The organism is Pseudophaeobacter sp. TrK17, assembly GCF_042192375.1.
Taxonomy (GTDB): domain Bacteria; phylum Pseudomonadota; class Alphaproteobacteria; order Rhodobacterales; family Rhodobacteraceae; genus Pseudophaeobacter.
The window spans coordinates 3,532,655-3,547,636 of the sequence record NZ_CP071700.1 but is presented as its reverse complement, the minus strand read 5'-3'; the positions used below and the strand labels follow the sequence as shown (position 1 = coordinate 3,547,636).

Here is a 14,982-nt window from a genome sequence, read left to right as displayed (position 1 = left end):
GCCGTCACTGCGGCCAGATCACCGGATAGAGCGAGGCCACCAAAAGCACGGCCATTAGCCAGTTGAACTGGGTCAGGCGCTGCGGATTGGTGAGAAAACGCGCCATTTGCTGTCCCAGAATGGTCCAGGAGCCAACCGAGGGCAGGTTGATGGCGCCAAACACTGCCCCGACCAGAAAGATCGCCCAGAGCGTTTGATCCGGGGTGTAGACGCTGATCGCGGTAAGGGCCATGGCCCAGGCCTTTGGGTTGACCCATTGAAAGGCCGCCGCCTGCAGGAATGTCATCGGCGTGCCTCCGCTCCCCGAAGCCTCTGCCGGGCCGGCATTGGCGATTTTCCAGGCGAGGTAGAGCAGGTAGAGCACCGAGGCCACTTTCAGCACCGTGTAGCTGATCGGGAAGGCATCAAAGACCTGCACCAAGCCTGCGCCAACCAGCACCACCATAAAGACAAAGCCAAGCGCCACCCCCAGCATATGCGGAATGGTGCGGCGAAAGCCAAAATTGGCGCCCGAGGCCATCAACATCAGATTGTTGGGGCCAGGAGTGATTGAGGAAACAAAGGCAAAAAGCGCGAGGGCGAGGAAGAGGTCATATGTCATTTGGTGAAAGTGACGCGTTTTGCCCGGAATGAAATTGCGTTTTTGTGCGCTCTGTGTCTATTTTTGCAATGAATGGCTAAGAATGATCGAATAAACCAGCAGATATTGCAGGAGCTGTCACGCGATGGTCGGATCAGCAATCTGGAGCTGGCCGATCGGGTTGGGCTGTCTCCCTCTGCCTGTCTGCGCCGGGTGCAGGATCTGGAGCAGGCAGGGGTGATCACCGGCTACCGCGCGGTGCTGGATCGCGACGCCATGGGGGTGGGGTTTGTCACCTATATCGGTGTCGGTTTGGGGGAGCACACCAAAGAGGCGCAACAGGCCTTTGAACGGGCCATGGATGAAGCACCCGAGGTGGTGGAATGCCACAATATCACCGGCATCATCGAATATCTGTTGCGGGTCGAATGCGCTGATCTATCCAGCTACAAACGGTTTCATACGGATATTCTGGGCACCTCGCCCTATGTCACTGCGATCACCACCTATGTTGTCATGGGCTCGCCCAAGGACATGCGCGCTTAGGCGTTCGCCAGTAGGGCGCGTGCTGCGATCTCAGGCGATGCCAGCACCGGCACGTCACTGTCGATGTATTGCGCCGCCCCCGCCATGGAGGCCTGCGCGAGCACCACGCATTTGGTATCGGACACCAGGGTCAGCGATGTTGTGATCCACTCGGCGATTTGCCTATGAAACCTGTCGCTTTCTCCGTCCGCGAAGTGATGCCACAGGCCTGTCAGCGGTAGGCTGCGGATTTCGGGGCTTATGCCCTGGTCCAGGAACGCACGCTCCAATAGCGCGGTGGAGGGCGCGAGCGTGGTTTCCAGGCAGTAGGCCAGCATCACCGGGCCGCCGATTTCGGCAGCCTTTTGCATCATTGGCCAGTCGATGCGGGTGGCGCCTGCCTCTTCGGCCACCGCGCCGATGGTGGTGCAGGTGCACAGGCTTGCCCCCGGTGCAGCCTTGATGGCCTGGGTGATCTCCTGTCTCAGGTCTGTATCCATGCCGCCCTGGGCACGCTCCAGCCAGTCCGGGCGCACCACATGGGTCAGGTCCGTCTTTGGGGCCAGACGGTCAAAGGTCGCTACGTGCACATCGGCGGTGTGAAACAGGGTGAGTGCGGTCAAGGGGCGCCTCCAAACGGAATAAGGAGCGCCGGATTGGCGCTCCTTTCACTCTAGTCACATATCAGACGTCGTCGATAGGGTTAGCCCTTGCGAAAGGATTAACCCCTGGCGATCAGTTCGGACTGGGCGACGATGACCTCAGCCTGTTTGATCGAGGCGATATCGACCAGGCGGCCCTTGTAGACGGTGGCGCCTTCGCCGTTGGCCTTGGCCTGTTCCATAGCGGCGAGGATCTCGCTGGCTTCAGCCACAGCCGCCTCTGAGGGGGTGAAGACCTCGTTGGCCAGACCGATTTGTTTCGGGTGGATGGCCCATTTGCCCACCATGCCCAGGGTGGCAGAGCGTTTGGCCTGGGCGATATAGCCTTCGTCATCGGAAAAGTCGCCAAAGGGGCCATCGACCGGCAGCACACCGTGGGTGCGGCAGGCGGCAACAATGGCGGTCTGGGCCCAGTGCCAGGGATCGGACCAATGCTTTTCGCCGTCGCGCAGCATGTAGTAGTTTTCCTGAGTGCCGCCGATGCCGGTGGTCTGCATGCCCATGGAGGCGGCAAAATCGGCAGCGCCCAGGGACATGGCCTGCAGTCGTGGAGAGGACGCGGCGATTTCTTCCACATGGGCGATGCCAGCAGCCGATTCGATGATGACCTCAAAGGAAATTGGCTTGCTGCGGCCCTTGGCGCGCTCGATGGCGGTGACCAGCGCGTCAACCGCATAGACGTCTTCGGCGCAACCGACCTTGGGGATCATGATCTGGTCAATGCGATCACCGGCCTGTTCCAGCAGATCCACCACGTCCCGGTACCAATAGGGGGTGTCCAGCCCGTTGATGCGCACGGACATGTATTTGTTGCCCCACTCTACGGTGTTGAGCGCCTCGATGACATTGGCGCGGGCGATGTCTTTGTCTGAGGGCGCCACGGAATCTTCGAGATCAAGGTTGATCACATCGGCAGCTGATGCGGCCATTTTGGCGAAGAGTTTGGTATTGGAGCCAGGGCCAAACAACTGGCAACGGTTGGGGCGGGCAGGGGCGGTGGGTTGGAGGCGAAAGCTCATAGCGGCAATCCTTTGAGTAAGGAAATTACGATTTTATCTCTGGAAGTGGTAAGAAATTGCGCGAAGGCTTGCAAGGGCAACTTTGCATCTGCAGCATTGCTATCGCGGCATATGCGTCACTTGCGGCGTTGCAGCGCAAGGATCGGCGGTGTGTTGGCGTCCTGACGAAGAATCTTCGATGGTTTTGAGTTTTTGGGGTGAATGTTTCGAAATCCTGATCGTGAAAAAGCAAAAACGGGACAGCATCGCTTGCCGAGTCAACTAGAGTCGCGAGGAAACGTAAATTGATGGAGGGCCCGAGATGATCGAGACACCATACCTGTTGTTCCTGGGCGATGCGCCTGACATGCTGGCAGCCAAGGTTGCCATTGGCATCCGTGACTGGCGTCCGGAACACGCGGTGGGCCAAATTCGCTTGCCTGGCTGTGGCGCGGATCTTGGCCTGACCGAAATGACCCTGGCTGAGGCCAAGGCGGCGGGGGCCAAGACGCTGGTGATTGGCGTGGCCAATCGCGGGGGCGTCATTTCCGACGCCTGGAAAGAAGTGCTTATTCAGGCGCTCGAGATGGGCTATGATCTGGCCTCGGGCCTGCATAACCTGTTGCGCGACGAAGGCGATCTGGTGGCAGCGGCGCAGACCCATGGCGGCACCTTGCATGACGTGCGGGTGCCCACCGATGGCTATCCGATTGCCAATGGCGTGAACCGCACCGGCAAGCGCTGCCTGGCGGTTGGCACTGATTGTTCGGTTGGCAAGATGTACACCGCTCTGGCGATGGACGCCGAAATGCAAAAGCGCGGGATGAAATCGACCTTCCGGGCCACCGGCCAGACCGGTATTCTGATCACCGGTCACGGTGTGCCGCTGGATGCGGTCATCGCTGATTTCATGGCGGGCTCGGTTGAGTATCTGACCCCTGACAATGACGATGACCACTGGGACCTGATCGAAGGTCAGGGATCGTTGTTCCATGTGTCCTATTCCGGTGTGACCATGGCCTTGGTTCATGGCGGTCAGCCAGATGCGCTGATCCTGTGCCACGAACCGACCCGGTCGCATATGCGCGGTCTGCCCGATTATTCGGTTCCTTCGCTGGAAGAACTGCGTGATGTGGCCCTGCCGCTGGCGCTGCGGGCCAATGCGGCTTGCAAGATCGTTGGGATCTCTGTGAACACGCAACATCTGTCTGAAGATGAAGCGACAAAATATCTGGCAGAGACCGAAGCGCGTATGGGTCTGCCTGCGGTTGACCCCTACCGTCACGGGGCTGGCCGTCTGGTAGACGCTTTGGCTGCGATCTGATCTAACTATCCCCGCCGGAGGTGCTTGTCGTTTAGGGCTGGAGCCTCCGGCGGAGGTATTTTTGGCAAGATGAAAAGATGGGGCCGCGTTCTACAGCGGCTCTATCCATGGCTCTTTGGTGATTTCAGGGGGCATGAACAAAGGGCTGCTTTATGAAAATCACAGTGACTGCGGATGTATTTAAGCTGGCGCAGGTTTTTACCATCTCGCGGGGGTCGCGGACCGAAGCCAAGGTGCTGACGGTAAAGGTGGAAAAATCAGGGTTTGTGGGCTGGGGCGAATGTGTGCCCTATGCGCGTTACAATGAAACCTTGGAAAGCGTCACCGCTGAGATAGCCGGCCTGCCGGCGGCGTTTACCCGTGCAGAATTGCAAGATCTGTTGCCTGCCGGGGCGGCCCGCAATGCGGTGGATTGCGCGCTGTGGGATCTGGAGGCAAAACAAGCCGGTAAGCGGGTTTGGGAACTGGCCGGGCTGCCTGCGCCGGGGCCTGAGATCACCGCCTATACCCTGTCGCTGGCCAGCCCCGAAGAGATGCAAAAACAGGCGGCGGAAAATGCCCATCGTCCCCTGTTGAAGATCAAGCTGGGCACAGCAGATGATATGCCCCGTCTTGAGGCCGTGCGTGCGGGTGCGCCAGAGGCGAAGATCATCATTGATGCCAATGAAGGCTGGTCTGCGGAGGTCTACGCCGAGCTGGCGCCACATTTGGTGCGGTTGGGCGTGGAATTGGTGGAGCAGCCGCTGCCTGCTGGTGAGGACGACGCGCTGATTGGCATGGAGCGTCCGGTGCCGGTTTGCGCGGATGAGAGCTGCCATGATCGCGCCAGCCTGCCAAAACTCAAAGGTAAATATGATGTGGTGAACATCAAGCTGGACAAGACTGGTGGTCTCACCGAGGCGTTGAAACTGCGCCAGGAGGCGCTGGCGCTGGGCTATGATGTCATGGTTGGCTGCATGGTTGGCTCGTCCCTGGCGATGGCCCCTGCGACATTGCTGGCGCAGGGTGTTTTGGTAACAGACCTTGACGGGCCGCTTCTGCTGGCCGAAGACCGCGATGAACCATTGAAATTTGACGCCGCCGGGGTGCATCCGCCGAAGGCCGCGCTCTGGGGTTGAGGAGACCACGATGACCCGTACTGTTTATGTGAATGGCGACTACCTGCCCGAGACCGAAGCAACCGTTTCGATTTTTGACCGCGGATTTCTGATGGCCGATGGCGTCTATGAGGTGACATCCGTTCTGGATGGCAAGCTGATCGATTTTGAAGGCCACGCTGCGCGGCTGGAGCGGTCGCTCAACGAGCTGGACATGGCTGCGGCCTGTACCAAGGATGAGCTGCTGGAGATTCATCGGGAGCTGGTTGCCCGCAACGGCATCGTTGAGGGGATGGTCTATCTGCAGATCACCCGTGGATCTGATGGTGACCGCGATTTCGTTTTTCCCGACCCCGAGACGACAAAACCAACCATCGTTTTGTTCACCCAGAACAAGCCCGGCCTGGCCGACAACCCGGCTGCCAAGAAAGGCGCCAAGATCATTTCGATTGAGGACATCCGCTGGGGCCGTCGCGACATCAAGACCGTGCAGCTGCTGTACCCATCGATGGGCAAGATGATGGCCAAGAAAGCCGGCGCGGATGACGCCTGGCTGGTCGAGGACGGCTATGTCACCGAAGGCACCTCGAACAACGCCTATTTTGTCAAGAATGGCAAAATCGTGACCCGCCCGCTGAGCACCGATATCCTGCATGGTATCACCCGCAAAGCTGTTCTGCGCATGGCGGCGGAGGCGCAGATGGAAGTGGAAGAGCGTCTGTTCACCATTGACGAGGCGAAAGAGGCGGATGAAGCTTTCACCACCTCTGCCAGCGCCTTTGTGATGCCAGTGGTTGAAATCGACGGTGTGGCGCTGGGGGATGGCACGCCCGGGCCGATTGCCAAGCGTCTGCGGGAGATCTACCTGGACGAAAGCCTGAAGGCGGCGATCTAAATCTGAAGAGCTGACGCTCTTTTTGAGTTCGCGCGCCGACGGGCAGTGAATTTTGTATTCTTGAACAGGCCCCTGCCAACGCTTGGCGGGGGCTTTGTTTTTGCCCTGCTGGTGCATTGGTGTTTGTGGGCAGGGGGCAGATCACATTCGGCGGATGCGCCAGCTTTTGGGGGGCACGGATTGTCCTTGCATCATTGTCCGCTGGCGGCTTACTGTTTTTAGAAAGCCTGCCTCACCCCCTGTTTTGTCTAAAGCTCTGTCTGGCAAAGATAAAAGTTTCATGTCGTGGGTGAGCCGCTGCTGAAAGGTATTTAGCAGCTGTGCGGATGTCATAAAGTATCCTGCGCTTCCCGCCATATTGAGAAAGTAAATGAATGATCAGCCACTAGAAGATGTGCCAATCAAAGCAGCTGTGAAAGGCTCTGAAATCGTTAAGTCCCTTCGGTTTCGGTTGGAAATTCTCTTGTTGATCATTGCCGTGCCGGCGATTGCCATCATGATCCAAATGGGGGTTATGGAACGCGCTAGGCTCCTGGAAGAACGAGCTGCAAAAACAGATGCGATCACCGCGCGGATGGGGCGGGCGCAGGCGCGGCGAATAGATGAAACCCGTGCGTTTTTGATTGAGCTTGCACAGGCGCCTGCGCTGCAAGATCCCGGATCGCCAGAATGCGGGGCGTTTTTAGCAGGGGTGCTGCCTCTTGTTCCGAATTACCTGAACCTTGGGGTGTCAGATGCATCGGGTAAAATGGTCTGTGCCGGGGCAGCAGGTGCCGAGCCTGTTGATCTCGGCGATCAGGGCTATTTCCAAAAAACAATGCAAGAGGGAGGCTTTAACGCCGGGACATATATGTTTGATAGGGGCCTGCAACAGGCGAGCATTGGCTTTTCCTATCCGGTTCGAACAAAAGACACGGGTGACATTGCCGGGGTGCTCATTGCCTTTGTGGCTTTGGACTGGTGGAGCGACAGGCTGGCAGAGGAGAGTTTGCCCGAAAATTCCGTAGCCTACATTATTGATTCTCATAATCAAATGGTTGCCACCTTTCCCAAACAGGAGGACCTGCACGGCCGAGCCGCCAAAAACTTTGGCGGGGGCAAAGACTGGCAAAGGACCGAAACGGCTGAAACCTTTGATGCCGGGGACGGCGTTCGTCGTGTCTATTCTCATCGCGTTTTCTACGATGGAGGCGCCGATCAAAAGCTGTTTCTCAGCTTGGGGCTTGCAGGTGATGAGGCGTTGCAGGGAGCCCGCAACCGCATTTTGCTCCATTTGGCCCTGATAACTGCCGTGGTCCTCTTGCTTTGGAGACTTGCCGCCAGGGTGATGGAACGCACTGTCTACAAACCCTTTAATGCCCTCCATCGAGAGGTAGTTCGCCTGGTGGATCGCCAGGGTGGATCCGACTCTGCCGCACCGCCGGTCAGCGCGTCGTCGGTGACTGAAATAGATGCCCTGACCCAAAGTATCCGGGGCATTTCAAACGAACGCCAAGAGGCAGAAGCCGATAGGCAGCACCGGGTTGAAACGATGTCCGCGCTGCTGGAGGCCTTGCCTGACACATATTTCCGCGTTGGGCCCGAAGGGGAAATACTCGACTACCGGGCCTATAACGAGGCCGATCTCTATTTGTCGCCTGAAACGTTTCTGGGCAGTAAGTTCACTGATATTCTGCCCGCGGATCTTGGGGCGAAATTTGAAGAAACCCGTCTGAAGGTTGTTGAAACCGGCGGGGTTCCGGCCTGGGAGTACACTTTAGGCGTCGCTGGAAAGACCCAACATTTCGAGGCTCGGGTCTGCCCGGTTTCCGACCGGAAAGAGACGGTTTTTGTCATTCGAAACATTTCAGACCGACACGAAGCCGAAATGATGCAACGGGCTGCCGAAGAGCGGCTGGACCTGATCATTCGTAATTTGCCCGGTGCCGTTATCCAAAGTGAGTATGGCGCAGAGGGGCAGGCGAAGATCACCTATGTCAGTCCGCAGTGCGAGGCGATCTGGGAGGCCTGCGCCGAGGAAATCCTGGCGGACCCTGGCATTTTGAGCCGTGCCCATGATCCCGACGACCTGGTACAATTTAGAGAGCTCAGACGTCAGGCGCTCGAGACAGGTGCGCAATTCCAGCATCGGTACAAGATCACCTCTCGAAGCGGAGTGACCCGCTGGCTGGATTTCTTTGGCAGTCAACCCCGCAGTAAAAGCGATGGCGCAAAAGTCGTCGAGGCGTTCTTCTTGGATGTGACACGAGAGATCGAGGCGCAGCACCGGTTTGAACACGAACGCGAGGTCTCTAGTCGTGCGCAAAAGAACGAGGCCATTGGTCAAATGACCGGTGGGGTGGCCCATGACTTTAACAACTTGCTTGCGGTGATCATGGGCAATCTTGAACTGTTGCTGGATGACATCGAACAAGAAGAGCACCGGCAGCTGATAACCGGCAGTATCAACGCTACAAAACGCGGGGCGGATCTGACCGGCAATATGCTGGCCTTTGCCCGCAAGGCCAGACTGGAACCCGAAATCATTGATCTCAACCGTTTGGTGAGTGACGCGGGCAATTGGATCGGGCGCACCTTGTCAGCACGTATTTCAGTCGAAACCACGCTTTTGGCTGGATTGTGGAAGATCACAGCGGATCCAAGCTCAACGGAAAGCGCCTTGTTGAATTTGATTGTGAATGCCCGGGATGCGATGCCCGAAGGGGGCAGTTTGACGATCGAAACAGCCAATATGCGCATTGACCAAACCTATGTAGACAGCCGCTTGGCGGAATTGGAACCGGGTCGCTATGTCATGTTGGCCGTGTCGGATACCGGGCATGGCATGTCAGAAGACACAGTTCAGCATGTTTTTGACCCCTTCTATTCAACCAAGGCGCCGGGGGCTGGATCTGGGCTTGGGTTGTCGATGGTCGAAGGCTTCATGCAGCAATCAGGGGGCACAGTCCAAGTGTATTCCGAGCCCGATGTCGGAACAACTTTCAAGCTGTATTTCCCGGTAAATGCAGATGAGCCTGACGCCATTGTCGCGCCCCCAATTGAGCGCAGCGATGCGGATCATACCCAAAGTGGCCGAATTCTTGCGGTTGAAGATGAGGCTGAAGTGCTGGCGATCTTGGTAACCGTTCTTGAAAAGGCGGGCTACGAAGTTGTTGAGGCCGCGTCAGGGGATCAGGCCTTGGAGATCTTTACACGTGACCCAGACGGATTTGACATGCTGCTGACGGATATCGTGATGCCTGGCAAGCTGCAGGGGACGACACTGAGCCGACGTCTGAGAGAGCTCGCGCCAGAGCTCCCTGTTGTCTTCATGTCTGGGTATGCCAGTGAGTCAACGATTCATGGCAATGGTCTGCGCCCCGAGGACATACGCCTGATGAAACCGGTCCAGCGCCGTGATTTGCTGGCAGCGGTTTTCAAGGCGGTGACAACAGGCTTGAAACAGCCGCCAAGCTCATGATGCTTAGGCTTTACGCGGTAAAACGGAGGGGAGGCTTTGTCAGCTGACCACCCGGCTGTTTCGGTGCTTTCAAAATTCTAGGGCTGTCAGGATCCCTGGGTGCGCAGGTCTGCGCGCCCAGGGGCGTGGAGCCCGATATCCCAGAACAGGCCTGCCATAACCTGCATGGCTTCGCGGCACACCGATTTCAGGACGTGCTCATCCGGGGCGTGTTGATTGCACCCCAGATAGCTGTGCGGGATCCAGATGGTCGGCAGGCCCAGCACCTCGGCAAAGCAGTCATTGGGCAGCGATCCGGCCAGGTTGGGCAGAACATGGGGGGGCTTGCCCGTTGTCTGCTGCAGAGAGGCCTGCACATAGGTCACCCAAGGATGGTCAGGATCTAGTCGGGTGGCGGCGAACACAGCTTCGTCCAAAGGTTTGATCTGGACCTTGTCGAAGCCTTTTGCGTCCAGGTGGCGGCGCAGGGCCGGCAGCGTCTGTTCAATGTCGGTGCCAACCACATAGCGCAACTGGCACCGGGCCCAGGCCATTGGGGCGATGGCGTTGACCGGGGCTTCGGGGAGCCCCGCTTTCATCGCCAGGATCGTAAAACTGTTCCAGCCATAGGCGCGTTCTGCAGGGGTGAGGCCTTCTTCGCCCCAATCGCTGTCGACTGTGGATCCTCCGTCGGTGCCCACGGGCAAATCCCGCAATGCCGCGCGTATTTTTGGGGTCAGGCTGGTCGGGCGCCATTCGGGAATTTGCAGCTGGCCGCGTGCATCTGTGATACTGGCTAGGGCCTGTGCCAGAATGATCGCGGGGTCGGCCAGCAGCCCACCCCAATTGCCCGAGTGATGCGCGCCTTTGCGCAGATCCACCACCAGATCAAAACCCAGCCCACCACGTGACCCCATGAACATTGTGGGAGTTTCGGCGCTGAGCCGTGGTCCGTCAGAGGCGATCAAAACATCCGCAGCCAGGGTGTCGCGGTGCTTGTCCATCATGTCTGCCAGGCCGGGTGAGCCAATTTCTTCGCCCATTTCCAGAACGATTTTGACGTTGAAGCCAAGCGTGCCGCGCACGGCCAGCACAGATTCAAGCGCCGCGATATTGATCAGATGCTGCACCTTGTTGTCCGCCGCGCCGCGGCCATACAGACGGTCCTCCACTTCAATCAGCTCAAACGGAGTGAGCCCGTCGCGCCATTCGCTGTCCTGCCCCCAGATCACATCGCCATGGCCATAGGTCAGCACCGTTGGCAGGGCCGGATCTTCGATCCGTGTGCCCAGCAAAAAGGGGCCTGCGTGCATCTGGGAATGTGGGTTTTCGTGGATCGAACAGGCAAAGCCCATCGCCTCGAGCCGGGGTTGAATGGCCTCTTGCAGATACTGCTGCAGCACCGGAGCCTGATCGGGGTTCTGGCTTTCACTGCGATAGGCCACCAGTGCGGCCAGGTCGGACTGAAGGCGCCCGCTTTCAAAATACTCGGTTGCTTGGGTCAGGGCGTCATTGCGGGTCATCTGGGATGGGTCCGTTTCTTGGTCTTCTGGAGCTCAGGGCGGGCCCTATGCCGTTTCAGTTGCGGGCAGGGCTACGGCCGCGTCATGCAGGGGCCACGTTTATTCGACCATAAGATATGACCAGAGTCACTGGGGCGATTTTCACCGTGGGCTGCGCCGCGCGCCCCTAACCAAAGCGATAGCCAGAGGCCGTCACGCCGCCAAAAATACCAGTTTGGTGGTAGATCCGCGTCGCGGTCTCATCTTCGGCGGCACCCAGTGCGGCAAAGATTGGCGCAAAGTGATCTTCCTTTGCATGACAGGTGCGGGCGGCGGGCGCTTGCTCCCAGTTCAGCAACGCCGCTGTGCGCGCTGGTTGCGGCAGCGCCAAAGACGCGTCGAGCCAGGCATCGAACTGTTGCGACGGCTGTTTGGCTGCAGGACCAAAAAGGCCGAGGTTGTGGTAGCTGAGTCCGGAACCCACGATCAGAACACCTGCGTCGCGCAGCGGCGCCAGGGCGCGGCCCAGCCTGAAATGCTGGTCCGGGTCATAGCCATGGCGCAGGGAGACCTGAAACAGGGGGATGTCGGCCTCTGGGTACATGACGGCCATGGGCACAAAACAGCCATGGTCAAACCCCATCTCTGGGTCCAATCTGCAGGGCAGCCCCGCCTGTTCGATCAGATCTGCGACGCGCGTGGCGAGATCTGGCGCGCCGGAGGCAGGGTATGTGATGTCATAGGTTTCAGCCGGGAAGCCGGAATAGTCATAAACCATCGGCGGCTTGGCAGCCGACATGATTGCAAAACAATCACTTTCCCAATGGCCAGAGATCATCAGAACCGCCTTGGGGCGCTGCGGCAACTGGGCAGGCATTTGCGCGAGGGAGGCTTCCAAAGGCGCAAACTCGGCCCGCCAATCGGGCAGCCAGGGCCAGGGGCCTCCACCGTGAGAGATGAAATAGGCGGGCATTCTGGCGGCAGACTGGACCATAGTTATTCTCCGGGGCGAGCGATATGTGCCGATACCCTAGGCCCCGCCGCAGCCCGTTTACATCTCTCTGGCCGCACAGCACCTGTGTGCGACCGCGCCAGTCTATTGGTGCAGAGAGGGAGGGGGGCTTCCCCCTAGGTCTTGTCCGTTACGTTTTCTTTGAAGGCGGTTTGAAATTCGGCCTGTTTTTCCGGGCTGGCTTCGGTCTGGTAGTTGGTTTTCCACTCATCCATGGTCATGCCGTAGTAGATCTCGCGGGCTTGTGCTTTGTCCATTTCGATGCCGCGCTCATTGGCGGCTTCCTGATACCAGCGGCTGAGGCAATTGCGACAAAAGCCTGTCAGGTTCATCATGTCGATGTTCTGAACATCGGTGCGGTCTTCCATCAGGTGCTTTTGCAGGCGGCGAAAGGCGGCGGCCTGGAGTTCGATCTCGGTCTGTGGGTCGATCTGTGGGTCGATCTCGGTCTGTGGGTCGATCTGTGGGTCGATCTGCTTGTCCATTGGGGGCTCCTGATTTGTGCTGGGGTCCTGTGATGTTCTAGCAACCCCGCCCAAAGGGCACAACGTCGCCACACAATGCGGTGAAAGCGCCCTACAGCCCCGAAGCGATCAGGGCCTGCGACAGGGATGTGGCCAGCCGATCGGCCCAGAGCTGTTGTCCGGCGTCATCGGCAATCAGATCGTTGCGCAGCTCAATCAAGGTATTGGGGCGGCCCATCTTGGTGCCATGGGTGTCAATTGTATCACCGGGCAGGTAGCCGGTATAGGGCTCGTTGATCCCGACGCAGAGATCCCCCGGGGCCTGAAGGGTGGCGATCAGATGGGGTGAGAACCGCTCAGCCTCCGGCTGCAGGATGCCGACCTCCCAGGGGCGCGGTGCGCGACCCCGCAGCTGCGGCGTAAAGGAATGCACCGAGACGAGCACGGTATCAGGGCGGCGCGCGACCAATTCGGCCAAAGCCCCATGATAGGGACGATAGCAGCGCGCAAGGCGCCTTTCGCGTTCGGCGGCATCGACGTGACGGTTGGCAGGGATGATTGTCCCGTCATACAGCTGCATCACCAGGGTGGGATCATCTTCGCCCCGATTGGGGTCGATCACCAGCCGAGAAAAATTCGAGGCCACAACCGGGGCGTTCAGGCGTTCCCCCAGCAGTTTGCACAGCGCCAGCGCGCCGGGGTCATAGGCGATGTGACGTTGCATATCGGCCGCCGGCAGGCCGAGGTCACCGTTGCCAACAAAGGGCGGCACCACATTGCTGGCGTGATCGCAGGTGATGAGCCAGCGGCTGGGGCGGTTTACCCCTTCGGTAATAAATGGGCTGTATGTCATGGATTTGTCGCCTGTTGTTGGGAATAGCTTTACTGCAGTTGCAGCAGAATGGGAATTGGGTGATAAGCTCCCCAAAGACCGTTTGCGGTAACATTTGCTCTATAGTCACATGGCCGCACGGTGGCCCATGATATGCCCTGAAGGAGAAACCTGATGAAACGCTCGCGCAATGTAAAGATTGTTGCCACCCTCGGGCCCGCGTCGGAAACCTATGATACCATCCGGGCGCTGTTTGAGGCCGGAGCAGATGTGTTCCGTCTGAACATGTCCCACGGCACCCAGGCCGAGATCGCGGAAAAACATGCCATCATTCGCCAGGTTGAACAGGACCTGGACCGCTCTATCGGGATTCTGGCGGACCTTCAGGGGCCAAAACTGCGGGTTGGCGTCTTTGCCAAGGGTGAAGAAAACCTGGTGCCCGGCGCGGGGTTCCGGATGGATCTGGACACCACCGAAGGCGATCTGTCGCGGGTGTGCCTGCCGCATCCAGAGATTTTTGCCGCTTTGGAACCCGGTGCGCATCTTTTGGTCAATGACGGCAAGATCCGTCTCAAGGTTGTGAGCTGTGGGGCTGATTTTGCCGATTGCGAAGTGGTGATTGGCGGCATCATCTCCAACCGCAAGGGCGTCAACGTGCCCGATGTCGTCCTGCCCGTGGCAGCGCTGTCGGAGAAAGACCGGGCGGATCTGGAATTTGCCTGTGGTCTGGGGGTGGATTGGCTGGCGCTGTCCTTTGTGCAGCGGGCCAAAGATGTGTTCGAGGCCAAGGGGCTGGCGGATGGCCGCGCGGCGGTGCTCTCCAAGATCGAGAAACCTTCGGCAGTGGACCGGTTTAGTGAAATTCTCGATGCGTCCGATGGCATCATGGTGGCGCGCGGGGATCTGGGGGTTGAGCTGCCCGTGGCGGCGGTGCCGCCGATCCAGAAACGTCTGGTGCGCAAATGCCGTGCTGCGGCCAAGCCGGTGATTGTCGCGACCCAGATGCTGGAAAGCATGATCGACAGCCCAATGCCAACCCGCGCAGAGGTTTCGGATGTCGCCACGGCGATCTATGAAGGCACAGATGCCATCATGCTGAGCGCGGAATCCGCTGCCGGCAGCTATCCCATCGAGGCGGTGCAGACCATGGACCGAGTCGCGGTTGAGGTCGAAGCCGACCCCACCTATGCCCAGATCATCGCCGCCTCGCGCTCTGCCAAGGGCGACACCGTGGCGGATGCCATTGTGGCTGCCGCCCGCGAGATTGCTGAAAAGACCGAAATCAAGGCCATCTGCTGCTTTACCCAAAGCGGCACCACCGCCCTGCTGACGGCGCGCGAACGCCCAGGCGTGCCGATTATCGCGCTAACGCCCCTGCCACGCACCGCCCGGCGGCTGGCGCTGAGCTGGGGCTGCTACTGTGTGCTGACCTCTGAACAGGGGCGTTTCAAAGGCGCTGTTGTTGGCGCCGCCCGTGCCGCCCGCGCTGGTGGCTTTGCCAATGAAACCGATCAGATCGTGGTCACTGCTGGGGTGCCCTTTAATGTGCCCGGCACCACCAATATCCTGCGGGTCGCACCCTGTGATGAGCGTTTGATTTACAGCACAGACCCAGAGTAGCCTTTCAGCAGTTGTGTAAAGTCTGCTGTTAA

13 protein-coding genes are annotated in these 14,982 nt (G+C 58.9%); 6 read left to right on the top strand and 7 right to left on the bottom strand.

Annotated elements, in window-relative coordinates; translation table 11 throughout:
* Positions 1-4 precede the first annotated feature (4 nt).
* Positions 5-601, bottom strand: a complete 597-nt coding sequence (locus JZI28_RS16795; RefSeq protein WP_375698348.1) for a LysE family translocator — start codon at positions 599-601, stop codon at positions 5-7.
* Positions 602-673: 72 nt separating this feature from the next.
* On the opposite strand from JZI28_RS16795, the gene JZI28_RS16790 reads away from it, so the two are divergent.
* Positions 674-1,126 carry an Lrp/AsnC family transcriptional regulator gene (locus JZI28_RS16790; protein WP_375698347.1) on the top strand — a complete coding sequence of 151 codons (453 nt, stop codon included), beginning with the start codon at positions 674-676 and terminating at the stop codon, positions 1,124-1,126.
* Here the strand turns inward: JZI28_RS16790 and JZI28_RS16785 are convergent.
* Both JZI28_RS16785 and JZI28_RS16780 read right to left on the bottom strand, forming a co-directional pair.
* Positions 1,123-1,728 carry a hypothetical protein gene (locus tag JZI28_RS16785; protein WP_375698346.1) on the bottom strand — a complete coding sequence of 202 codons (606 nt, stop codon included), beginning with the start codon at positions 1,726-1,728 and terminating at the stop codon, positions 1,123-1,125. The genes JZI28_RS16790 and JZI28_RS16785 overlap by 4 nt on opposite strands.
* 98 nt (positions 1,729-1,826) lie before the next feature.
* The gene (locus tag JZI28_RS16780) at positions 1,827-2,786 is read right to left on the bottom strand and encodes an L-malyl-CoA/beta-methylmalyl-CoA lyase (protein WP_375698345.1); all 960 of its coding nucleotides are present in this window, start codon (positions 2,784-2,786) and stop codon (positions 1,827-1,829) included.
* 301 nt (positions 2,787-3,087) lie between these two features.
* Here JZI28_RS16780 and dgcN point away from each other — a divergent pair, with 301 nt between their 5' ends.
* The 4 genes from dgcN (at position 3,088) to JZI28_RS16760 (ending at position 9,541) form a co-directional block, all read left to right on the top strand.
* Complete coding sequence (dgcN, locus tag JZI28_RS16775) at positions 3,088-4,089, top strand: N-acetyltransferase DgcN (protein WP_348155668.1); 1,002 nt, start codon at positions 3,088-3,090, stop codon at positions 4,087-4,089.
* A 152-nt stretch (positions 4,090-4,241) separates the two neighbouring features.
* Complete coding sequence (gene dgcA / locus JZI28_RS16770) at positions 4,242-5,207, top strand: N-acetyl-D-Glu racemase DgcA (RefSeq protein ID WP_375698344.1); 966 nt, start codon at positions 4,242-4,244, stop codon at positions 5,205-5,207.
* Between the two features lie 10 nt (positions 5,208-5,217).
* On the top strand, positions 5,218-6,081 hold the full coding sequence (locus tag JZI28_RS16765) for a D-amino-acid transaminase (protein WP_375698343.1): 864 nt from the start codon (positions 5,218-5,220) through the stop codon (positions 6,079-6,081).
* Positions 6,082-6,451: 370 nt separating this feature from the next.
* A complete protein-coding gene (locus JZI28_RS16760) occupies positions 6,452-9,541 on the top strand; it encodes an ATP-binding protein (RefSeq protein ID WP_375698342.1) in 3,090 nt (1,029 codons plus the stop codon).
* Between the two features lie 86 nt (positions 9,542-9,627).
* On the opposite strand, the gene JZI28_RS16755 is transcribed toward JZI28_RS16760, so the two are convergent.
* The 4 genes from JZI28_RS16755 to JZI28_RS16740 all read right to left on the bottom strand — a co-directional run bounded on the left by JZI28_RS16755 (position 9,628) and on the right by JZI28_RS16740 (position 13,351).
* On the bottom strand, positions 9,628-11,043 hold the full coding sequence (locus tag JZI28_RS16755; RefSeq protein WP_375698341.1) for a M20 family metallopeptidase: 1,416 nt from the start codon (positions 11,041-11,043) through the stop codon (positions 9,628-9,630).
* Positions 11,044-11,209: 166 nt separating this feature from the next.
* Positions 11,210-12,016, bottom strand: a complete 807-nt coding sequence (locus JZI28_RS16750; protein ID WP_375698340.1) for a DODA-type extradiol aromatic ring-opening family dioxygenase — start codon at positions 12,014-12,016, stop codon at positions 11,210-11,212.
* Positions 12,017-12,150: 134 nt separating this feature from the next.
* On the bottom strand, positions 12,151-12,465 hold the full coding sequence (locus JZI28_RS16745; protein ID WP_353398295.1) for a DUF1244 domain-containing protein: 315 nt from the start codon (positions 12,463-12,465) through the stop codon (positions 12,151-12,153).
* Positions 12,466-12,610: 145 nt separating this feature from the next.
* A complete protein-coding gene (locus JZI28_RS16740) occupies positions 12,611-13,351 on the bottom strand; it encodes an N-formylglutamate amidohydrolase (protein WP_375698339.1) in 741 nt (246 codons plus the stop codon).
* 153 nt (positions 13,352-13,504) lie between these two features.
* Between JZI28_RS16740 and pyk the strand changes: the two genes are divergently transcribed.
* Positions 13,505-14,950 (top strand): pyruvate kinase, encoded by a 1,446-nt coding sequence (gene pyk / locus JZI28_RS16735; RefSeq protein WP_295452240.1) that lies wholly within the window; start codon positions 13,505-13,507, stop codon positions 14,948-14,950.
* Positions 14,951-14,982: the final 32 nt, after the last annotated feature.